The organism is Enterococcus viikkiensis (assembly GCF_005405345.1).
GTDB classification, from domain to species: Bacteria; Bacillota; Bacilli; order Lactobacillales; family Enterococcaceae; genus Enterococcus_A; species Enterococcus_A viikkiensis.
The window spans coordinates 200,528-223,400 of sequence record NZ_BJDW01000001.1 but is presented as its reverse complement, the minus strand read 5'-3'; the positions used below and the strand labels follow the sequence as shown (position 1 = coordinate 223,400).

The 22,873-nt window shown below is 41.1% G+C and carries 19 protein-coding genes; 16 read left to right on the top strand and 3 right to left on the bottom strand.

Annotation, left to right across the window (positions count from 1 at the left end; all coding sequences use genetic code 11):
- The first annotated feature begins 29 nt into the window (after positions 1-29).
- From FFM67_RS01045 to dinB, 8 genes are all read left to right on the top strand, one after another.
- The gene (locus tag FFM67_RS01045; protein WP_137612821.1) at positions 30-2,087 is read left to right on the top strand and encodes a heavy metal translocating P-type ATPase; all 2,058 of its coding nucleotides are present in this window, start codon (positions 30-32) and stop codon (positions 2,085-2,087) included.
- A gap of 142 nt (positions 2,088-2,229) precedes the next feature.
- Positions 2,230-2,670 carry a CopY/TcrY family copper transport repressor gene (locus tag FFM67_RS01040; protein ID WP_137612820.1) on the top strand — a complete coding sequence of 147 codons (441 nt, stop codon included), beginning with the start codon at positions 2,230-2,232 and terminating at the stop codon, positions 2,668-2,670.
- A 33-nt stretch (positions 2,671-2,703) separates the two neighbouring features.
- The gene (gene copZ, locus FFM67_RS01035) at positions 2,704-2,913 is read left to right on the top strand and encodes a copper chaperone CopZ (protein ID WP_137612819.1); all 210 of its coding nucleotides are present in this window, start codon (positions 2,704-2,706) and stop codon (positions 2,911-2,913) included.
- Positions 2,914-5,088 (top strand): heavy metal translocating P-type ATPase, encoded by a 2,175-nt coding sequence (locus tag FFM67_RS01030; RefSeq protein WP_137612818.1) that lies wholly within the window; start codon positions 2,914-2,916, stop codon positions 5,086-5,088.
- A gap of 49 nt (positions 5,089-5,137) precedes the next feature.
- Entirely contained in the window at positions 5,138-7,243 is a 2,106-nt protein-coding gene (locus FFM67_RS01025; RefSeq protein WP_137612817.1) for a heavy metal translocating P-type ATPase, read from the top strand.
- Positions 7,244-7,356: 113 nt separating this feature from the next.
- Entirely contained in the window at positions 7,357-8,394 is a 1,038-nt protein-coding gene (locus FFM67_RS01020; RefSeq protein WP_137612816.1) for an HTH domain-containing protein, read from the top strand.
- A 68-nt stretch (positions 8,395-8,462) separates the two neighbouring features.
- A complete protein-coding gene (locus tag FFM67_RS01015; RefSeq protein ID WP_071860689.1) occupies positions 8,463-8,993 on the top strand; it encodes a prevent-host-death protein in 531 nt (176 codons plus the stop codon).
- Positions 8,994-9,170: 177 nt separating this feature from the next.
- Positions 9,171-10,280: a DNA polymerase IV gene (gene dinB, locus FFM67_RS01010; protein ID WP_137612815.1), complete on the top strand. Its 1,110-nt coding sequence runs from the start codon at positions 9,171-9,173 to the stop codon at positions 10,278-10,280.
- A gap of 44 nt (positions 10,281-10,324) precedes the next feature.
- Here dinB and nrdG read toward each other — a convergent pair whose 3' ends face one another.
- Together nrdG and nrdD are read right to left on the bottom strand one after the other, a co-directional pair.
- Positions 10,325-10,927 carry an anaerobic ribonucleoside-triphosphate reductase activating protein gene (gene nrdG / locus FFM67_RS01005; RefSeq protein ID WP_137612814.1) on the bottom strand — a complete coding sequence of 201 codons (603 nt, stop codon included), beginning with the start codon at positions 10,925-10,927 and terminating at the stop codon, positions 10,325-10,327.
- A 70-nt stretch (positions 10,928-10,997) separates the two neighbouring features.
- Positions 10,998-13,190, bottom strand: a complete 2,193-nt coding sequence (gene nrdD / locus FFM67_RS01000) for an anaerobic ribonucleoside-triphosphate reductase (protein ID WP_137612813.1) — start codon at positions 13,188-13,190, stop codon at positions 10,998-11,000.
- Positions 13,191-13,532: 342 nt separating this feature from the next.
- On the opposite strand from nrdD, the gene FFM67_RS00995 reads away from it, so the two are divergent.
- The 7 genes from FFM67_RS00995 to dltD all read left to right on the top strand — a co-directional run bounded on the left by FFM67_RS00995 (position 13,533) and on the right by dltD (position 21,036).
- Positions 13,533-14,300, top strand: a complete 768-nt coding sequence (locus FFM67_RS00995) for an ABC transporter ATP-binding protein (RefSeq protein WP_137612812.1) — start codon at positions 13,533-13,535, stop codon at positions 14,298-14,300.
- A complete protein-coding gene (locus FFM67_RS00990; protein ID WP_137612811.1) occupies positions 14,290-16,302 on the top strand; it encodes an FtsX-like permease family protein in 2,013 nt (670 codons plus the stop codon). Before FFM67_RS00995 ends, FFM67_RS00990 begins: the two co-directional genes overlap by 11 nt.
- A gap of 274 nt (positions 16,303-16,576) precedes the next feature.
- The gene (locus FFM67_RS00985; RefSeq protein WP_137612810.1) at positions 16,577-16,726 is read left to right on the top strand and encodes a teichoic acid D-Ala incorporation-associated protein DltX; all 150 of its coding nucleotides are present in this window, start codon (positions 16,577-16,579) and stop codon (positions 16,724-16,726) included.
- A gap of 44 nt (positions 16,727-16,770) precedes the next feature.
- Positions 16,771-18,282, top strand: a complete 1,512-nt coding sequence (dltA, locus tag FFM67_RS00980) for a D-alanine--poly(phosphoribitol) ligase subunit DltA (RefSeq protein WP_137612809.1) — start codon at positions 16,771-16,773, stop codon at positions 18,280-18,282.
- Complete coding sequence (gene dltB / locus FFM67_RS00975) at positions 18,282-19,499, top strand: D-alanyl-lipoteichoic acid biosynthesis protein DltB (RefSeq protein ID WP_137612808.1); 1,218 nt, start codon at positions 18,282-18,284, stop codon at positions 19,497-19,499. Before dltA ends, dltB begins: the two co-directional genes overlap by 1 nt.
- Before the next feature lie 38 nt (positions 19,500-19,537).
- A complete protein-coding gene (dltC, locus tag FFM67_RS00970; protein WP_137612807.1) occupies positions 19,538-19,771 on the top strand; it encodes a D-alanine--poly(phosphoribitol) ligase subunit DltC in 234 nt (77 codons plus the stop codon).
- A complete protein-coding gene (dltD, locus tag FFM67_RS00965; RefSeq protein WP_137612806.1) occupies positions 19,771-21,036 on the top strand; it encodes a D-alanyl-lipoteichoic acid biosynthesis protein DltD in 1,266 nt (421 codons plus the stop codon). The genes dltC and dltD overlap by 1 nt, the downstream gene beginning before the upstream one ends.
- A gap of 213 nt (positions 21,037-21,249) precedes the next feature.
- Here the strand turns inward: dltD and FFM67_RS00955 are convergent, their stop codons facing one another.
- A complete protein-coding gene (locus tag FFM67_RS00955) occupies positions 21,250-21,723 on the bottom strand; it encodes a hypothetical protein (protein WP_137612805.1) in 474 nt (157 codons plus the stop codon).
- Between the two features lie 217 nt (positions 21,724-21,940).
- Between FFM67_RS00955 and FFM67_RS00950 the strand changes: the two genes are divergently transcribed.
- The gene (locus FFM67_RS00950) at positions 21,941-22,873 is read left to right on the top strand and encodes an ABC transporter ATP-binding protein (protein WP_137612804.1); all 933 of its coding nucleotides are present in this window, start codon (positions 21,941-21,943) and stop codon (positions 22,871-22,873) included.

The window sequence follows — 22,873 nt, the reverse complement described above, 5'->3', positions numbered from 1 at the left end:
CATATGTATTATAGAGAGAAGGGAATCTCATGGAAAAAGTATATCGGTTAGATGGATTGGATTGCGCAAATTGTGCAGCTAAGATCGAACGTTCCGTTCAACAAATCAAAGGTGTGGAAAAAGCACAAGTTGATTTTATCAGTACGAAACTGACAATCGTTGCGCCTGAAAAGGACATTGATCGCGTGACGGAAGAAGTGAAGGAAGTCGTTTATAAGCTGGAACCTGACGTCGAGGTCAATAGTGTCCAAACGGAAAAAGTCGAAGAAGACTCTAAAGGAAAAATCATTCAAATTGTGGTCGCTATCCTGGCATTAGCTTTATTAGCAATTGTGACACCGGCAATGCCTTGGAAGCTCGTTGCTTACTTAGTTTTGTATTTGTGGATCGGGTATGACGTATTGAAGACCGCTATTACCAATATTTTTCATGGTGAGATTTTTGATGAAAATTTCTTGATGGCTGTAGCAACGGTTGGGGCGATCGCAATTGGTGAATATCCAGAAGCGGTGGCAGTTATGCTCTTTTACCAAGTCGGTGAATTTTTTCAAGATTATGCAGTGGCAAAATCGAGAAAATCAATTAGTTCGTTATTGGCGATTCGACCGGACTCTGCGAATTTAATCCAAAATGGTGAGGTAAAGAAAGTCGCACCAGAAATGATCCAAGTTGGCGATCAAATTTTAATCAAACCAGGTGAAAAAGTTCCTTTAGATGGAATTGTTAAAGAAGGAAACTCGATGCTGGATACATCCGCCCTAACTGGGGAATCCGTTCCCCGCAGCATTCATCCTGATGAACAAATTTTGAGTGGTTTTATTAATCAAAGTGGGCAACTGACGGTGGAAGTGACGACGACATTTGGTGAGTCAACGGTTAGCAAAATTTTGGATTTAGTTGAGAACGCCAGCAGTAAAAAAGCACCAGCGGAAAACTTTATCACTAGTTTTGCTCGTTATTACACCCCTATCGTTGTGGGATTAGCAGCGCTGCTGGCAATAGTTCCGCCGCTTGTTACCGGTGAGCCCTTTTATGATTGGGTCTATCGTGCATTGACCTTCCTAGTGATTTCTTGTCCTTGTGCGTTGGTTATTTCTGTACCGTTGAGCTTCTTTGGGGGAATCGGCGGAGCAAGTAAAGTGGGCGTATTAATCAAAGGCAGTAATTATATTGAAACGTTAGCAAACGTTGAAACTTTAGTTTTTGATAAAACGGGAACCTTTACCAAAGGTGTTTTTGAAGTTCAAAAGGTTGAGACTACCATTAATCAAAATGATTTTCTACGTTATGTTGCCAGTGCAGAGCAAAGCTCAAGTCATCCGATCGCTCAGTCTATCGTGAACTACGTGGATCAACCGTTGTTGCCAGTTAGTCAGTTAACAGAAATTGCTGGCTATGGCATTTCAGTTGTGATTGAAGGACATCAATTTTTAGTTGGAAACGAAAAATTATTAGCTAAAGAAAATAGTTCCTTTCAAGGAGTCGATGAGATCGGTACGATTGTGTATGTGACGATGGATGGAAATTATATTGGACATTTAGTGATTGCGGATGAATTGAAGAGTAACGTTGTTGAAGCGTTAGATGAAGTGAAACAGTTAGGTATCAAAAGGACAGTTATGCTGACTGGAGATAATCGTGGGATTGCTGACGCAATTGGGAATAAAATTGGAATCGATCAAGTCTACAGTGAATTATTGCCAGAAGATAAGGTGATTCATTTAGAAGATGAATTGAAACGGGAACAAAAAACCGCCTTTGTCGGAGATGGGATGAATGACGCACCGGTTTTAGCACGTGCGGATATCGGGATTGCCATGGGGGGCCTTGGATCAGATGCGGCTATTGAAGCAGCAGATGTTGTCATCATGGATGACCAACCGGAAAAAATTCCGGTTGCGATTCGGATCGCTCGTAAAACAATGAAAATTGTCAAACAAAATATCGTCTTTGCGATTGGCGTAAAGGTGATCGTCTTGATCTTAGGTGCGTTGGGCTTTGCTACAATGTATGCCGCGGTTTTTGCAGATGTTGGTGTGACAGTGCTCGCTGTGTTGAATGCGATGCGGTGTTTGAGAACAAAATAAACAACCGTAAGGCTTTGTGACGTATAGTCGCAAAGCTTTTTTTTGCGTTTTAAAAAAAGAAACAACATAATGGTTGACGAATTGAGATTACAAATGTAAACTTAAAAAGTAGATTACATTTGTAAACGGAAGAGGTGAGAGTATGTCTATGACGATTACGCCGATTAAGATCAGTGATTCTGAATGGGAAGTCATGCGAGTGATCTGGACACAAAAGGCAACTACCGCACAAGAAATTATTGCTATTTTAGGACAGACAATGGACTGGAAACCGGCGACGATCAAAACGTTATTAGGGCGTTTAGTGAAAAAAGAAGCCGTGCGCACTGAGCAAGCGGGGAAAAAATATATTTATTATCCAGCGATTAGCGAAGGTGAGACAGTCAAGAGCGCAACGGAAAATTTATTTTCTCATATTTGTGCGAAGCGAATCGGGGAAGCAATCGCCGAGTTGGTGTCGGAAGCGGAATTGACCGCTGCCGATGTGGCATTGATTCAAGAGCAGTTGCTAAACAAGCAAACGGTAGAAAAAATTGAGTGTAACTGTATTCCTGGTCAATGCGAATGCAAGCATCATCAATAAAAAATAAAACGAAGAAGAATGGAGACAAAAAAAATGAAAAAGCAATTTGCAATTAACGGAATGAGCTGCAACCACTGTGTGGCAAAAGTGGAGCAAGCGATCAATCAATTGGATGGGATTGATAAAGTGAAAATCAATCTGAAGAAAAATAATGGTACGGTGAAATTCGACGAGGCACAAGTTTCAGCAGATAAAATCGCTGCAGCAGTGACTGAAGCAGGGTATGAAACTGAGGTGATCTAATTGGCAGACGCAACCGTAGAAACATTTGCGATTACTGGTATGACTTGCGCCAATTGTTCGGCACGAGTGGAAAAAGAATTGAAAACGACCGATGGTGTACTGGAGGCGAATGTTAATTTAGCGACTGAAAAAGCCACCGTCCAATTTGATCGCACCCTTAGTGCAGAGCAAGTAATCCAAAGAGTCGAAGCTATTGGGTATGGGGCGATTCTGTTTGACGAGGAACACAAGCAAAAGATTCAACAAGAAAAAGCCGCTTACTTAAAAAGAATGAAACGTGATTTGATTTTGAGTGCGTTCTTAACAGCTCCTTTAATGATCGCCATGATCGCGATGCTTTTAGGTAGCCACGCCGGTTGGGTACATTTTCTACATCGACCACTGGTTCAGTTGATTTTAGCCACGCCTGTTCAGTTTGGTATAGGTCAGCGATTTTATCGTGGTGCCTACCATGCCCTAAAAACCAAGGCCCCTAATATGGATGTTTTGGTAGCGATGGGAACATCTGCGGCGTTTTTACTAAGCGTTTATAATGGTTTTTTCAATCCCCATAACTCTGATTTATATTTTGAAAGTAGTGGCATGATCATCACGTTGATCTTGTTGGGGAAATATTTAGAGCAAAAAGCCAAAACCAAAACGAGCGACGCAATCAAACAGTTAATGAGTTTACAAGCCAAAACAGCGACGATCCTCGTTGCAGGGGTAGAACAGCAAGTTCCAATTGAAAAAGTTCAAGTGGGAGATTTATTGCGTGTTCGTCCTGGGGAACAGATTCCTGTGGATGGCAAGATTTTTGCTGGTCAAACGACGATTGATGAAAGCATGTTGACCGGTGAAAGTCTGCCGGTAGATAAACAAGTAGAAGATCAAGTGTTTGGCGGAACGGTCAATACGACCGGCAGTATTCAATTTACCGCTACCCAAGTTGGTAGTATGACGGTACTTTCTCGGATTATTCGGATGGTGGAGGATGCGCAAGGTGAAAAAGCGCCGATCCAACAAATTGCGGATAAAATCTCGAAAATATTTGTCCCAACTGTTTTAGGCATCGCGTTATTGACCTTGCTGGCCACAGGCCTGTTTACAGGTGATTGGCAACAGGCGATTGTTCATAGTGTGTCTGTCTTAGTGATCGCTTGCCCCTGTGCCTTAGGTTTAGCGACGCCGACAGCGATTATGGTGGGCACTGGTTTGGGAGCGAAGTCGGGCATTTTAATCAAAGGCGGTGGCGCGTTAGAAAAAATTGCCCATTTAACGACGGTTGTTTTAGATAAAACGGGTACGATCACTGAAGGGAAACCGGTGGTAGCTGATTTTGAAGCTTTTGATCCGCGAGCCCTGGCGTATCTGACGAGTTTGGAACAGCAGTCAGAGCATCCCCTTGCAAAAGCGATTTATCAATATGGCAAAGACCAGACTGAAATTTTACCGGTTGATCAATTTGAAAGTTTGACTGGACAAGGGGTGACAGGAAGTATCAACGGCAAACATTATTTTGTCGGATCAAAACGGGGCTTGAAGGAGCGAAATATTTCATTTGCAGAAGATCGTGTGCTAGCGTTAGAAGAGGAAGGTAAGACGGTGATGTTCTTGACCGATCAAGCCAATCTTTTAGCGATGATCTCCGTGACTGATCAAGTTAAAGCTTCTTCTAAATCAGCAATCGAAGCACTTCACACGCTAGGCATCAAAGTGAAAATGTTGACAGGAGACAACCCCCAGACCGCTCGTTACATTGGTGAACAGGTTGGTTTGCAGTTTGCGGATATCGTCGCAGAAGTATTACCTGAAGATAAGGCTCAAGTTGTGAAGGACTTGCAGACAAAGGGAGAATCCGTTGGTATGGTAGGCGATGGAATCAATGATGCTCCAGCCTTGGCCTTAGCAGATATTGGGATTGCAATGGGTAATGGGACGGATATCGCAATGGAGACAGCAGATATTACTTTGATGAATAGCGATCTTGTATCGGTTGAAAAAAGTATTCGTTTATCTAAGTTGACCTTACGAAAAATTAAACAGAATCTATTCTGGGCCTTCTGTTATAACGTGATTGGAATTCCTTTTGCGGCCTTTGGCTTTTTGAATCCAATTATTGCTGGCGGTGCGATGGCTTTTAGCTCCGTTAGCGTCTTGTTGAATTCGCTGAGCTTGAACCAGAAAAAATTATAGGCGAACGATTATTAAAAATAAGATTAAAAAGAATTGGGAGTGAGTTGCTATGAAACAGCGAGAACAAATGGATGAATCGATGGAAATGGATCATTCGGCACATGAACATCACGAGATGAATCATTCGATGAGTGATCATCAGCAGATGAATCACGAAATGCACGGTCATGAGGATCACGAAATGGATCATAGTGGAATGGATCATTCGATGCATATGGGCAATTTTAAACAAAAATTTTGGCTCTCGTTGATTTTGGCGATTCCCATCATCGTACTTTCACCGATGATGGGAATGCAGCTACCTTTTCAGTTTACTTTTCCTGGTTCTGAATGGGTCGTCTTAGTTTTAGCGACGATTCTGTTTGTTTACGGCGGTCAACCTTTCTTAAGCGGCGCCAAAATGGAATTACAAATGAAAAGCCCAGCGATGATGACCTTGATCGCGATGGGAATCTCGGTTTCGTATATTTATAGTCTGTATTCTTTTGTGGCGAATAAAATGAACCCAGCGGCCCATGTGATGGATTTCTTCTGGGAATTAGCAACGCTAATCGTTATTATGCTACTAGGCCACTGGGTAGAAATGAGTGCCGTTTCTAATGCCAGCAATGCATTGAAGAAGTTAGCTGAACTGTTGCCGGATGAAGTCAATAAGATCGAAGCAGACGGCTCGACGAAAAAAGTCAAACTGCAAGAAATAAAAAAAGCCGATCGATTGTTAGTACGAGCCGGCGACAAAATGCCCACAGACGGTGAAATCACTGATGGCTCGACGATCGTGGATGAATCCGCAGTAACTGGTGAATCAAAGGGTGTCCAGAAAACGGTCGGCGACTCGGTGATTGGTGGCTCTGTCAATGGTGATGGTACCATCCAATTAAAAGTAACGGGGACCGGTGAAGATGGCTATTTAGCGAAAGTTATGACGATGGTGAAACAAGCCCAGCAAGAAAAATCTAAGCTGGAATCGATCTCTGATAAAGTAGCCAAATGGCTGTTTTATATCGCGCTAGCTGCTGGGATAGTCACCTTTATTGTTTGGCTAGTTGTAGCAGATTTGCCTAAAGCTTTGGATCGGATGGTCACAGTCTTCGTAATTGCCTGTCCTCATGCGCTAGGACTAGCGATTCCTTTAGTAATCGCTCGCTCGACTTCTTTAGCTGCAAAAAATGGGTTGCTATTAAAAAGTCGTCAGGCGTTGGAACAAGGCAATCAGTTAGATTATGTATTTTTAGATAAAACGGGAACGTTGACAGAAGGACAGTTCACAGTGACCGGAGTTGAAAGCCTGACTGAGATGGACAAGACAGAAGTGTTGAAGTACATTGGCGCGTTGGAGGCGCAAACGAATCATCCATTAGCCGTTGGGGTCATGAATTATTTAACCGCTGAAAAGATCGAACCTTATCAAGGAACAGATATTTCAACGTTAAAAGGGATTGGCGTGAAAGGATCTGTTGAAGGGCATCAAGTGATTTTAGCTAATCAAAAAGAAATCGAAAAACGGCAGTTAACAATTGATCCAGAGAAATTAAAAGATTATCAGGCCCAAGGCAATACCATTTCTTTCTTGTTGATTGACGATCGGCTAGTTGCTTTCTTTGCTATGGGTGATACCTTGAAACCACAAGCGAAAGAGTTTATCAAGAGCTTGCGAGACAATGGGATTGAACCAGTCATGCTGACAGGTGATAATCAAGAGGCAGCGAAAGCAGTCGCTAATTATTTGGATATTAAAAAGTTTTACAGTGAACTCTTGCCAGATGACAAGGAAAAAATTATTAAGGATTATACGGATAAAGGTAAAAAAGTCATGATGGTCGGTGATGGAATCAATGACGCGCCAGCATTAGCCAGAGCCTCGATTGGGATGGCGATCGGTGCAGGAACGGATATCGCGATTGATTCAGCTGATGTTGTTTTAACTAACAGCAACTTACAGGATATTTTAAAATTCGTTCGCTTGGCTAAGCGGACCCATAGTAAAATGATCCAAAATCTTTGGTGGGGAGCTGGTTACAATATTTTAGCGATTCCTTTGGCCGCGGGTGTCTTGGCACCGATTGGGATTTTGTTAAGCCCAGCTGTTGGAGCGATCTTAATGTCTTTAAGTACGATCATTGTAGCGATCAATGCCATGATGTTAAACGTCTGATTTTTCAGGCGTTTTTCTTTTTTTTTGGAAAAAAGTTGAGAATTTAAAGCCTTTGAACTTATGCTATGTTGAATGAGAGACGATCGGCAAGGAGTAGGAAAGAAGGGCGAAGGATGATCTGGCAATTTATGACAGGAAAAAAAGAACAGCGGCAGCTGCAACTCATCGAGTTATTGAAAGAAGAATGTTATACAGTAAAGGAATTAATGGGACAGCTCGGTGTTAGCAGAAAAACCGTTTTGCGGGATCTGACCGTTTTACAAGAAAAGGGTTACGCTAAAAAAATGACTCAATGGCAACTTGATTGGTCCAACGTAACGAGTTTTTCTGAGTTGTATCGCAAAATTCTTTTAGAGAATCCCACCTTCAAGCTGTTCCAACAATATTTATGGAGTGATGGGCCGCAAGAAATTGAGTATCGAAAAATCAAGCAATTAAATAATTATTTACTTATTTGGAATCTTTCAGTTAATCGCCGACGAAGGTGTTTAAGCGGAGATGCTCGTTTGATTTTCCATTTGCAGTTGAAGTTTTTACGTGATTTTTGCCAGTTAGAGGAACGAGCGTTGTATCATCGTTTGGCTCGGCATTATGAAGAGCAGCAGCTCTTTTATCCAAAGCAAGAGTTGATTCCGGATAAAGAAATGCTGTTGACCTTTGCAGCTGATTTTTCTTTACCAGAAAATATTGCTGAGCTGTGTTTTTTTGATTATCTACGCTATCATATCCAGACTTGTCTGGCATTTTACCTTTGTCACGAGAAAGATCAAACCCCTTTATATCAGTCGATCATCCAGAGCTTGCAAATCATTGAGATGGAATCTATGTGGGAATTGAATTCTAGCAAGCCTGTTTTTATCCTTAAATTATTTGATCTGTTTTTAGGAATCCAGCAAGGTCTGCCTTTAGCGGTTTTTAACCAAAAATGGAAGCCGAGAGAAGTGCCGGCGATTTTATTTTCCTTCAGTAAGGAATTGAAACGATCGCTTCCGCTATTAAGGAATTGCCGAATCGATGAATTGGCTTTGGCGCTGAATCATATCCTTTATTCCAGTTATCAAGTTTCGTTATCCTTAAATCCCAACTTAAAAACTTCACTACGAATTCAAGAGGGCTATCACGCTTTTTTATCTTCATCTAAAAGAATATAGAGGGATGTTTTTGCTTAATGAAGGGTTATGCTATAATAATGAAGACTACGCGCGTAGGAGGAGAGCAGATGGGGTTAAAAAAATTAGATGTTCCGACATCTTCGATTACAGAAGTAAAAAAATCACCAATGGATGTTTTTGCTCAAGCTCGCAAAGCCGACACTGGGGTCTATGTCTTCAATCGTGAAAAAATTGCTGGCGTGATGTTGACGAAAGAACAGTATGAAGCTTTAATTGAGGAATTAACAACCTTACGAGATACATTATACCAACCAGTGGAGCGGGAATTACCGGTCCCAGAAGAATTAGAGGAATTAGCAACGGCTTTACGAACTACCTTAGCGAAAGGCTCGGTAATTTCTGCCCGTTACTTAGACGAACGCATGGTGGCCACCGGCTTTATTACGAAGAAGACCGGCTTTGGTGGTGTCACGGAAATGATGAAGGAATTGGAAGACAGCGGCAAGATCGTTTATCAATTGCGCCGCAGGGAACATAATAAAGTCATTTATGCTGAAATTTTTGGTGAAGCCCAGGAATTCCAACGAGCAGCAGCGGATAAGTTGATGATTCGTAAAGTTAATTTGATTGAACGTTAAGTCGTTCAAGTGTTAAATCGGAAAAATAGATTTAAGGTCTAAAGCGAAAGCTTGGGCCTTTTTTATTGGGGTAAGATCATTATCTGAGAACCTACGGGATAGTTGTTTGTGAACAAGCGTTCGGTTATAATGGAGCTAGAATCATCGACAGAGATGCTGAAAGAGGAGGTGAGTTCTATGGCTGACTTAGTTTTTCCGTTAAAAAATGATACGACGCGAAAAATTATTCATATCGATATGGATGCTTTTTTTGCTTCTGTTGAGGAGCGGGATGATCCTGAATTAGCGAAACACCCCTTAGTCATCGCCCGCCATCCTTCTGATACTGGAGGAAAAGGAGTCGTGACAACAGCGAATTACAAGGCTAGGGTTTATGGGATTCATTCTGCGATGAGCGCTCAAAAAGCGTTTGAGCTTTGTCCCCAAGCAATTTTTAAACCTGGTGATCATGAAAAATATCGTGCGGTCTCGCAACAAGTTCGAGCTATTTTTCATCGCTACACAGATGTCATTGAACCCGTCTCGATTGATGAAGCCTACTTAGATGTGACTGAAAATAAAATCAATGCTCGTTCAGCCATTAAGATTGCTCGCTTAATTCAGCAAGATATTTGGCAGGAGTTGCAACTGACTTGTTCGGCTGGGGTCAGCTATAATAAATTTTTGGCTAAATTGGCTTCTGACTATCAAAAACCAAGAGGCATGACAGTGATCTCCCCAGAAGAAGCTGTTGTCTTTTTAAAACGACTACCAATTGAAAAATTTCACGGTGTCGGTAAGAAAACCGTACCTAAAATGAATGAATTGGGAATCTTTACTGGCGAGGATTTATACGAAAAAAGTGAAATGTTTTTGATCCAGGAATTTGGTAAGATGGGCTATTCTTTGTATCGAAAGGTTCGCGGAATTCACGACTCTCCCGTCACTGTGACTCGCGAACGCAAGTCAGTGGGAAAAGAGCATACTTATGGCCGTCCATTGGCCACGGAGGACGAGGTTTTAAGTCAGTTAAGGCAATTAGCGGAAAAGGTCGAAGGCGCCTTAAAACGCGTACAGCGGCATGGTAAAACGGTGGTCGTCAAGATTCGTTATACAGATTATACGACGGTGACGCGACGAGTGACGTTGCCTTATTACATAGAAAAAAAAGAAACACTATTTTCCCAAGCAAGCTTGATTTGGGAGGAAATTGGCGGCATCGAAAAAGGGATCCGCTTAGTCGGTATCACGTTGACTAATCTAGATCCCATTGCCTATGAAAATATTGTCTTACCCTTGTGGGAGTAAGAAAAGCTAGTTCGTAAAGCCGGACATCGAAATGGAAAGGGCGATCAAATGAGTTCGCTCTTTTTGATTTGTTCAAAAGCTTTTTCGGAGTCATGGAGTTTCTCCCAAATGACAACTTCACCTTGTGCCAAAGATTTTTTGACATCAATGATCCGTTGATTGGCACTGCCACGAAATTGCAGCATCAAGTTTTTTTGCGCTAGTTCAAAACGCCCGTCAACGAGAATATCAATCTTGCTGAGCATTTCTAATTTGTCTTCACTATCTTGCAACAGCTCCTCAAATGTATAGCCGCTCCAAGACCAAATATCCTTCGTGTCGCCAAATTCTTTCCGTAAACGATCAATCACTCTTAAGCAGACTTGGGTATTCAAAAAAGGCTCGCCGCCTAAGAAGGTGACACCTTGTACATAATCGTGGGCTGTATCCGTGATTAATTGCTCTTCAATTTCTTGAGTGAAGGGCTTGCCGTAATGAAAATTTTGTGCGGCAGCATTAAAGCAGCCTTCGCAGGCAAAGGGACAGCCACTGACGTAGAGACTATTCCGGACGCCTTCTCCATCAACAAAGTTGAAGGGCTTATAATCGGCAATGTATTGCTGACTTAGCTCACAGGCCAGCCATTCTTTTGGTTTAGGATTGCGCATGTTTTTTCACCTTTCAAGTAAAACAGGGAGCGGCAAAGAGCGCCGTCCCTGTCAATCGTATTTCCAGTTTCTATTTCATATGTTTGACGCGTGAGGCGATTTCTTCATGGCGGCCGTGAACCATTGGGCGTGCTTGCGGATTGCCTAGGTAACCGCAAGTCCGTTTAACTACGTCACAAGTTTTTGGATCATGGTTGCCGCATTCTGGACATTCAAAACCGCGTTTGGTTGGTTTGAAGTCCCCTTCGAAGCCACATTCGTAGCAGTGATCGATTGGCGTGTTGGTTCCTAAATAGGCGATGCGATCATAGCCATAGTCCCAAACGGCTTCCAAAGATTTTGGATTTTGTTGCAAGACTGGGTATTCACAATAGTGGATGAAGCCGCCAGAACAATATTTAGGATAGTCTTTTTCAAAATCTAATTTTTCAAACGGCGTTGGGTTTTTCCGCACATCATAATGGAAACTATTCGTGTAATAGTCCTTATCCGTGATGTTCTCAATGACACCGAAGCGCTCTGTATCTAAACGACAGAAACGATCCGTCAAGCTTTCACTTGGTGTTGAGTAGACACTGAAGTGATAGCCGTACTCATTGCCCCAAGCATCTGCATGTTCTTTTAGATCTTTCATAATATCTAAGGTGAAATTCTTCGCTTCAGGATTGCCTTCCCATTCGCCGCCGTAAAAGACACTAGCCACTTCATAAAGACCAATATAGCCTAAAGAAATCGTTGCACGTTTATTTTTGAATAATTCGTTGACAGCATCTGTTCGTTTCAAACGTTTGCCGAATGCACCGTATTGATACAAGATCGGTGCGTTCGCCGGTGTGGCTTCTTTACAACGATCAATCCGGAAAACAAGCGCGTCTTTAGCGATTTGCAAACGTTCCTCTAATAATGTCCAGAATTTTTCTTTGTTACCGGCTGATTCTAAGGCGATTCGTGGTAAATTTAATGTAACGACCCCAAGATTCATACGGCCTGCATTGATTTCTTCGCCTTGTTCATTTTTCCAGCCTTGTAAGAAGGAGCGGCAGCCCATCGGCACTTTGAAGCTACCCGTCAACTCAATTAATTTATCGTAGTTCAGGATATCTGGATACATCCGCTTTGTTGCACATTCTAACGCCAATTCTTTAATGTCATAGTTTGGATCAGTTGGTTCCAAGTTAGTTCCACGACGCAGGGTGAAAATCAATTTAGGGAAAATCGCCGTGCGTTTTTCGCTGCCTAAACCTTCGATCCGAATTTGTAAGATTGCTTTTTGAATCTCACGTTCAAACCAATCTGTTCCAAGCCCGAAGCCTAATGAAGTAAAAGGGGTTTGTCCGTTTGAAGTAAACAGTGTATTGATCTCGTATTCTAAGCTTTGCATCGCGTCATAAATATCTTTACGTGTTTTTTGTTTTGCAAAAGCTTTTTGTTTTTCTGGACTATCGATCCATTCTTCGGCGTCTTTTAAATGTTTTTGATAATTTAAACGTGCGAAGGGAGCTAACAATTCATCTGTCCGATCGGCTGAACAGCCACCATATTGACTTGAAGCTACATTGGCAATGATTTGTGAAATTTGTGCGGTCGCCGTTTGGATTGATTTAGGACTTTCTACTTCGGCATTACCGATTTTAAAACCGTCGTTTAACATCCCTTTAAAGTCGATTAAACAGCAGTTCGTCATTGGTGTATAGGGATGATAATCCAAATCATGGTAATGAATTTCGCCCTTTTGGTGTGCATTCGCCACATGGGCCGGCAACATTTTTAAACCGATGGATTTACCCACGATTCCAGCCGTTAAATCCCGTTGAGTATTGAAGACATCGCTGTCTTTATTGGCATTTTCATTTACGACGGTTTGGTCTTTATTGATTAATTTTTCGATGGTAAAGTTAATGTCAGTGGCTTTGCTACGCTGGAAATCACGATGAGTCCGATAATTGATATATTCTTCGGCTAACTCGTATTCGTTATGTTCTAATAGAATATGTTCTACGATGTTTTGGATTTCATAAATTTTAATGTCGCTGTTAAAACGCTCAGAAATTTCAGCATCTACGCGTTCGACGATTGATTGGATGCGCTCGTGAGCTAAAGGGTCAATTGAACCTTTTATTTTTGTTTCAGCTTTAATCAATGCATCATAAATTTTTTGGTCATCAAAGGAAACGTGACGTCCATCGCGTTTTACGACTTTAATATTTTTTAATGACGATTGAAACTCGTTAAGCAACGAGTCTTTTGTATGGATTTCCATCATAACAAACACTCCATTTCTTCTAGATCTCACTATTAATAATATAGCATTTTGATTTAGCATGCAACGATATATTGGGGCTTTTTCGGGTAATGCAAGAAGAACACACTATATATAGTGTGTTCCTTTATGTAAAAGTGTATGAAAGCTGATGAGGACGTGCTTTGTAGCTATGTTAAAATAACTTAAAAATATTTGCTTTGAATGTGAAAAAAATGTAAGCTGTCAGACAGTCGTTTTACGTAAAAAACCAACCTAAATATGATACCATAAAGGAAAAAATTTGGATATTAGAAATAGCTGCTTAATTTTGAAAAGAAATCGGTTTGACAGGAGGATCAAGCAATGCAGAAAATAATCGATGTGCAGCATTTAAGTAAAAGCTATGGCACTCGCAATAATAAAGTAACGGTCTTGAATGATCTTAATTTCTCCGTAGAAAAGGGGGAATTTGTCGGAATCATGGGTCCTAGTGGCGCTGGCAAGACGACGTTAATGAACATCCTGTCAACGATTTTGCTACCCACGATGGGAAGTGTGAAGATCGACGACGCTGACATCACGCAAATGCGGGAGAATCGGTTGACAGATTTTCGTCGAAAAAATCTGGGATTTATTTTTCAAGAGTTTAATCTGATTGACAGTTTGTCAGTACGAGACAATATTATTTTGCCTTTAGCAGTTAGCAAGCTTTCCTATGAAGAGATTGCGAAACGAGTGGATCATCTAGCAAAAATTTTAAATATTGACGGTATCTTAGAACGTTTCCCAGAAGAACTTTCTACTGGTCAACAGCAACGGACTGCAGCAGCACGGGCCTTGATCACTCGTCCAATGATTTTATTTGCTGATGAACCCACCGGCTCTTTGGATTCTAAAGCAGCGACTGAGTTTTTGAATTACTTGGATGAGGTGAACCTTCATGAGGAGACGACAATCTTGATGGTCACTCATGATCCTTATACAGCTAGCTATTGCAATCGTGTGCTGTTCATTAAGGATGGGCGCTTTTTCTCTGAGATTGTTCGGCGTTCAACCCGTAAGGATTTTTTTGAGAAAGTGATTGATATGCAGGCGACGATCGGCGGAGGAGGCAAGGCCAATGCTAATTAGGTTAGTTTGGCGAGGCTTTAAAAAGCAATTATTCAATTATTTATTGCTATTCTTTAGCTTGATTTTTTCAGTGATGGTTTATTATTCTTTTACAGCGATGACTTATGAACAGCCTTTGATTCGCGGTGTTGGGAAAAATACCCAATTAGTTGGTGTTTTAGGGGTCGGCAGTTTTGCGGTGGTGTTGATTCTTTTATTTTTTATGGCGAATACCAACCGTTTCTTTATTGAAAATCGCCGCAAGGATATTAGTATCTTTCATTTATATGGACTGAGTTATTATCAAATTTGTCTGTGGTTTATTTTAGAGCTTTTATTCATGGGTGTGTTTTCCTTCGGGATTGGGATTGGCCTAGGTATTCTATTTTCAAAACTCTTTAGCATGATCTTGGTTAAAGCGATGGATCTGCCACTGAAAGTCCATTTCTTTTTCTCTAGTGATGCGATTCTGGCGACTGGACTCGTAGTATTGTTTATTTTGGCCGTTGTTTGTTTGCAGATTTTGTGGTTAGTATCTGGTTATAAGTTCAGCCATGTCAAAAAGGCTCGGCTGCGAAACATTCAGGCAATGAAGCTTTCTTTATGGCAAAAGGTTATGGCTGTAATTGGTGGCTTGCTTTTACTAATGGGCTGGGGATTGGCCCTAACGTATATTTCGATTGCTCCGAAGCTAAGCGATCAGCTTGGTTTGGTCCAAGGGAATTTTCTATTGATGAGTATTATTTTTCTGTTATGTGCGGTCGGTAGTTATCTCTTTTTCGCTTTTACTTTACGTTGGTACAATTCCTTTCATCCGAAGCGTCTTGATAAAAATCTAGGTATGTTGTCACGCAGTGAGTGGCAGCTACGGTTATTCAGCGAATGGCGCTTTTTAGGATCAATCACCGTTTCCTTAGGTTTAGCTCTAGCAATACTTGGCGGCATGGCAGCTTTGGCTTCGATAGAAATGCGTTCTGTTGATGAAATCGCTCCGGCTTCGTTATTGATTACGCGGGAAAGCTATCAGAAGCTAGCACCTAAGTTGGAAAGTGTCGAACCTTACCAACGACAATCCATTCATTTTAAAGCGGTGCCGGCGAAACAAAATGTAGAAATTTCAGGAGAAGGGATGAATACCCAGCCGGAAGTCATGGATATGGTTTCCATCTCAGATTATCGGGCCTTTCAAAAAATGAATCCTACATTGCGAGACATTCAATTGAAATCTGACAAGTCTACCGTGGTATTAAGTTCTTATCAGCGCTATTTGAACGACTATACGCGCTATAGCAATCGGATTTATTTAAAGGATAAGAAATTAAGTGTTCAAGCTAGTCACCCAAATTTTTTTGGTGATATTAATCTGCGCTATGGTACGGGGATGATTGTTGTTTCGGATCAATTATTCCATGAAACTGAGGGCATTTCTTATACGATTGAGGCGATCGATGTCCATCCCAAAAATGAAAATAAGTTGAACCAGTTGATCCAAAAAAATGTCAAAGGAGATTGGGATTTTCCGATCCACTATGATCTTAGCTGGAAGAATCATCAGCTAATGGGAGATATTAATCACGGAGCCGGCAGTAAAAAATCCGACACAACGATCTATCGTTCGGAGTATACTTCTTATCAAGAGACTTATCGCAGGACTCGTAGTAGCCTTGGGTTGGTTTTGTTCGTGGTAACATTTGTAACGACGACGTTTATTATTACGACAGCCAGCACGGTAACGTTACGACGCTTGTCAGAGTTTAATCGAAAACGTAAGCAGTATCGTTTATTGCAACAAATGGGGATTCCTAATCAGACGATTTATCAAGAGATCAATCGAGAAAATCGAGTGGCGTTCTTTATCCCAGCTTTATTGGCATTGATCCATAGTGTTTTAGCCATTTCGGTTATTTCTCATATTGCTCAGAACGCAGATTATGGCTTTGTTTACTTATTTTGCGGGTTGATGCTGATAGTCTATGGGGGGTTCTATTTATTCTCCAGTGCCTATCAAAAAAGATTGCTCTAAATTTGTTTTACCAGTCTTTTAGCTCTTCGTCAGCTAGATCAATGATCAAATCTTGGCTCTAATTTGTAATAGTAAGAGAATAAAGTAAGGATTCAACTTTTCTTTATCTTTTTTTGCCGCGACATGCAGGTGCCGCGGCTTTTTTTGTATTTAAATAACCGATGTGACAAAACTGTTCGTTTGAAACTGGATAATGTAAGTTGAATACGTGGAAGATTATCTTGATCGTCCTATAATAAAATAAGCTACAAAAGAAAACAGAGAGGGCGATTTAATGAAGGCATTTTTGAGCCGTCCGACAACTCATTATTGGTTGAGTTTTATCGGCAAGACGATTTTCTATTTTGCAGTCGTGCTGATCTTAATTTATTTATACCATTACAAGAGTATCCAAGGCGGTAACTTTATCTACAATGAATTCTAGTTTCAACAGCACAATTTCGCCTGAACCCGAACGGAGGGATAGTTATGAAAAATATCATTACGACGATTGATCAATGGGCGATCGATCAACCAGAGGCGTTAGCCTACCAATCTGAAACAGCCAGCTATTCTTATCAATTATTGCAGCAGTGGTCGGATAACTTAGCGCAGTATTTAGCAAGACAAACCGCAGCCAAAACACCAATCGTTGTTTTTGGTGAGCTAGAGTTTGAAATGATTACTAGTTTCATAGGGGCAGCCAAAAGCGGACATGCCTATATCCCAATCGAATCGAACACACCCCTGGATCGTATCCAATTGATTTTAGAAGTCGCGCAGCCTGCTTTAGTTTTAAGTGTGTTGCCGTGGCCTGAGGAACTGGCAACGGAGATCCCCGTTGTCACGCCAATTGAATTGACCAAAATTTTTAAAACAGAACAAGCACAAACCGAATTGCAGCCAGTGAAGGAGGAGGAGACGTTTTATATTATCTTCACTTCTGGTACGACGGGTGTACCAAAAGGGGTGCAGATCAGTCATGATAATTTATTGAGCTTTGCGAATTGGGATCTGCAAGCTTTCGGTATTCAGCAAGGAATGCGTTTCTTATCTCAAGCGCCCTATTCCTTTGATCTATCCGTGATGAGCGTTTATCCTGCGCTATGTAGCGGTGGTACCTTGATCCCAATGGAAAAAGCCGTCATCAATGATTTTAAAAAGCTCTTTAGTTTTTTACCAAGCTTAGACTTGGAAATTTGGGTCTCCACGCCTTCTTTCATGGATATTTGTTTGATGGAGAAAACCTTCGATGGCGAACATGTTCCTTCATTAAAAATTTTCCAATTTTGCGGCGAAGAATTAACGCGTAAAACAGCAGAAGAATTACTCAGACGCTTCCCCAACGCCAAAATTTTTAATACGTATGGACCGACTGAAGCAACGGTGGCGATGACCTTGATCGAAGTTACTTCTGAAGTATTGGATCAATATGATCGTGTACCGATTGGCTATGTCAAAAAAGATACAGAGGTTTTAATTTACGATGAAGATCACCTTGCAGCACCGGGTGAAGCTGGCGAGATCGTCATCAAAGGTCCTAGCGTGTCAAAAGGCTATTTGCATAATCCAGAAAAAACTGCGGCGGCCTTTTTTGAAATTGACGGCGTGCCGGCTTATCACACCGGCGATGCAGGTCGTTTGCAAGCAGATGGGTTATTGCTTTATGAAGGACGGATCGATTTTCAAGTGAAGCTCCACGGTTTCCGAATTGAATTAGAAGATATCGATCATCATTTGGAACATGTTTCTTACGTGAAGCAGGCAACAGTAGTACCAAAATATCAAGACCACAAAGTCCAACAGCTAGTGGCCTATGTCGTTGCCAATGACAATGACTTTGAAAAAGCCTATCAATTGACGAAGGCAATTAAAGAAGAGTTGGCTGAAGGCGTGATGGACTATATGGTTCCGCAAAAATTTGTTTATGTGGATCAATTGCCCCGGACAGCCAATGGCAAGATTGATCGTAAGCGGCTGATTAATGAGGTGAATCGTTAATGTATATTCCTCATATGGTGCCTTATGCGTCACCGATTTACTTTATTATTTTAATGGTTGCGTTGTTGCCACTGATCGTAAGTTTATTGCTTCGTGGTAAACGGATCGGTTGGTACCAATCTTTGATCACCGTATTCTTTTTGTATATTTCCTTTGGCGGAAAAGATTACCGTCAAGGAATTGCATTGATTGTTTATGTCATCTTCCAAAGTATTTTGGTTTGGGGATATCACCAATACCGCAAAAATAAAAATCAAGCGAATATCTTTTATTTAGCGGTCTTTTTAAGTATTGTTCCGTTGATTTTTGTTAAAGTGACACCTTTTATGGATGGACAAAATTCTATCTTAGGCTTTCTAGGTATCTCGTATCTGACGTTTAAATCGGTTCAGATCATTATGGAGATGCGAGACGGTATGATCAAAGAATACCGTCCTTTGAATTACATCAAGTTTCTGTTGTTCTTCCCAACGATCTCATCAGGGCCGATTGATCGCTATCGTCGTTTTGAAAAGGATTTGAATGAGCCACCTGCACCGGAAAAATATATCGATTTGTTAGGCTCAGGGATTCATAATATTTTCGTTGGCTTTTTATATAAATTCATCATCGGGTATTTTTTTGGCCAAGTTCTTTTACCGGTTGTTGACCGGATAGCGATGCAGCATGGTGGAATTTCTTGGGGCTTAGTTGCCTATATGTATGTGTACAGCATGTATTTGTTCTTCGATTTTGCTGGGTATAGTCTATTTGCGGTAGGAACAAGTAAGCTGATGGGTTACGAGACGCCGCCGAACTTTAATAAACCGTTCTTATCGTGGAACATCAAAGAATTCTGGAATCGTTGGCACATGACGCTTTCCTTCTGGTTCCGTGATTATATTTACATGCGTTTAATGTTTACCTTGATCAAAAAGAAAACCTTTAAGAGCCGGATCGTGGCTTCAAATGTTGGTTATTTCGCGTTGTTTTTGATCATGGGTATCTGGCACGGCTTGACATGGTATTACATTGTCTATGGGATTTATCATGCGACCTTGATTTGTTTGACGGATGCTTGGCTACGTTTCAAAAAGAAACACAAGAAACAGTTGCCATCGAATAAATTTACCCACGCATTGGCGGTCTTCTTGACCTTCAACGCCGTCTGCTTGAGTTTTTTAATCTTCTCAGGTTTTTTAGACAAGTTATTCTTTCATAACTTTTTGATGCGTTAAAAGAGATTTACTTAAAAAAATGAAATGGAGTGAGGAATATGGAAGACACATTATTCAGTATTTTAGAAGATATTACAGGAACAGATGAAGTAAGAGACAATCCAGATGTCGATTTATTTGAAGAAGGGTTGATGGATTCGTTGGCAACCGTTCAATTATTAGTGGAAATCGAAGGGCAATTAGGCGTTCAAGTTCCTGTATCTGAGTTCGACCGCGCTCAATGGAATACACCAAATAAAATTATTCAACAAGTGAAGGCTTTAGAAGCTTAATGAAAAAGAAACTCTTCGGTATCTTTGGCCCGATCCTTTTGGCGGCGGTCCTATTGGTTCTTCTGTTTTTTTCACCATTCAAGATCGACAGCAATGATCCAAAACTGATCAAGGCTGCCTCAAGTTCGATGGCGGGAAATGTCTTACGAGGAAACAGTATTACAAAGGAAGCTTTAAGTACCGATAAGTATGTGCCGTTTTTTGGTTCTTCTGAGTTGAGTCGAATTAGCCCGTTCCATCCATCAGTCCTGGCTGAAAAATATGATCGTGGCTATACGCCCTTTTTGATGGGGGCGCCTGGCACACAGTCTTTAACCCAATTCATGATGATGCAGTCATTAGGCAGTGAATTGAAAGATCGTAAGGCGGTCTTTATCATTTCTCCGCAATGGTTTGTTAAAGATGGTATCAAACGTGATTACTTTGATGCCTACTATTCCCCAGAACAAACCTTGAGCTGGTTGCTCCATTTAAAGAAGGTTCAAGCCAGTGACCGCTATTTGGCTCAGCGCTTGACGGACTATGGCGTAGTAAGAAAAGATGAACACTTAGATCGAATGCTGGCCGCAGTCAAGGATGGCAAGTTACCGGACAAGACGGATGTGAGGTTCAGTCGCTTGAAATTGAATATGCTGGAACGCGAAGATGAATTGTTCAGTACTGTCGGCATGGTAAGTAAGCAAGAGGCAATCGATAAAAATGTCAAAACCTTGCCAACTGAATACAAGCATAGTGAGTTGAGCAGTTTGGCTGATCGATTAGGAGAGCGGGCAACGCAAGGAAATGAATTCGGCATCCAAAAACACTTTTATCAAAAACGGATCAAACCGCATATGAATCTTTTTGCTGATTCGCAAAAAAATTGGGATTATCGTTATTCCCCTGAATTCTCTGATTTTCAATTGGCCTTAGATCAATTATCTAAAGAACATGCCGACTGTCTCTTTATTATTCCGCCAGTGAATGGCCGCTGGGCGAAATACACAGGGCTTTCTCAAGAAATGTTGCAGCAGTTTTCGGATAAGATCAAATACCAATTGACTTCCCAAGGCTTTAACAACATTGCTGACTACACCGATCAAGGGGACACGCCTTACTTTATGCAAGACACGATTCACCTAGGTTGGAATGGTTGGCTAGCGGCAGATAAAAAAATTGCGCCATTCTTAAAAGATCGCAAACCGATCAAAGAAAATTACGTCATGAACAATACGTATTTTCTAAGTCATGAATGGCAACAGACTAACCCGCTAGATATTAAATAAAAATAGACGTCAATCTCAACAGATTGACGTCTATTTTTAGTGCTATTTAAGGTAACGGCTTCTGAAGCCGAATGGCCTGTTCCGATTACCTGAATTTCCGCTGATACTTCTAAAATAGTTTTAATGATTCCGTCACAAGCAGAGCATCGTCAACAACGACAAGGCGAATCGTAGTCTTCCTCCTTATTTACAAGTAAAAACCGGGATGTTCACTTAAGGGCGGGCAGCGCAGAAAAGGTGCACATTTTTCGGTAAGATGACAAGGCTCATAAAAATTATTCGGTGCTTGTGTGATGTGTAATTGCCCGCCGATTTTGGTGACGTGTTGCCGTGTTTCATCACATTGGCTAAGGCTTCTTTTAAGATCATGAGTAAGGTTCGTTCTTGTTCCTGATTCCAACGATTTGGTACTTTACTACGAAAGAACGGAACAATTAGGGCAATTAATACCCAGTTCCAAGTACTCTCGTTCCACCAAACAATTCGCAGCTTTACCGGCAGAAAAACAAGTAAGGTTGGCCAGAAAAACTCAAAATCAAGAGCGGGAATACGCCGGCTGTCTGTCCTAACCATTTCGGCGGCAACAAAGCTGAGCTGTCCAACAGGATAAGAATCAAAAAATAAATGATCATTTGTGTGAAAGCCTTGCTGAAAATCCGCAGTACCTCGATTACGTACTTCCCCCAAGAAAAAATCTACCTAATAGTTAGTTAAAGGCTTCAATTTCTGTACCTGCTCGTAGTAAAGTATTAGTTTCCGAAAATAAAAAAATTTTTTAATCCTCCAGATGATTGCTTACCAATGAATACAGTCGTCATTTTATTATTGGCATAAATTCACTGTAAGTTTGCTCATAATTTTATTATAGTAAATGTATAAGGAAAAGGAAAAGGGGGTTTTTCAAGTGGTGATTGAAATCGAGAATTTAGTGAAGCGTTATGGCGATTTTACAGCGTTGAATCATTTGAATTTAACGGTTAAAAAAGGAGATATTTTAGGTTTGTTAGGGCCAAATGGGAGTGGGAAATCTACCACAATCAACTGCATGTTGTCGTTGTTGACCTATGATCGCGGCTCAATCAAAATATTTGGCGAGGAAATGGGACCAGAAAAATATGGAATCAAACAAAAAATTGGCGTAGTACCGCAAGAGATCGCAGTTTTTGAAGAGCTGACTGTCATGGATAATATCAATTATTTTTGTGGCTTATATGTGCAAGAGAAAAACCAGCGAAAGCAGTCTGTGGAAGAAGTTATCCAGTTAGTTGGGTTGGAAGAATTTCGCACGTTTTATCCTAAGCAGTTAAGCGGCGGGCTCAAACGACGCTTGAATATTGCTTGTGGCATCGTGCATAAGCCGGAATTGATCTTCTTGGACGAACCGACTGTCGCGGTTGATCCTCAAAGCCGCAATAAAATTTTAGACAGTATCAAGGAGCTGAATCGTCAAGGGGCCACGATCGTTTATACGACTCATTACATGGAAGAGGTCGAAATTTTATGCAACCACATCGTGATTATCGATCAAGGGCAAGTAATTGCTGAAGGCAGTAAGGAACAACTGAAAAAGATGGTCCGAGAAAACGAAAAATTGATTATTGAAGTTCACGGTTTAACGAAGGCACAGGTTGAAGCGGTGGAAGCTGTTCCTTCGATTTTAGAAGTCTCCTATGATGACAGCTATTTGCACGTTACCACGAAAGACTTGAAGCAGGCGCTGTTGCCGATCTTGCATTATTTTGAAGCGGAGAAGATCATGTACGCCAATATCCATACGCAAGAAGCGACCTTGAATGACGTTTTCTTAGAAATTACGGGCAAAGAATTAAGGGATTAG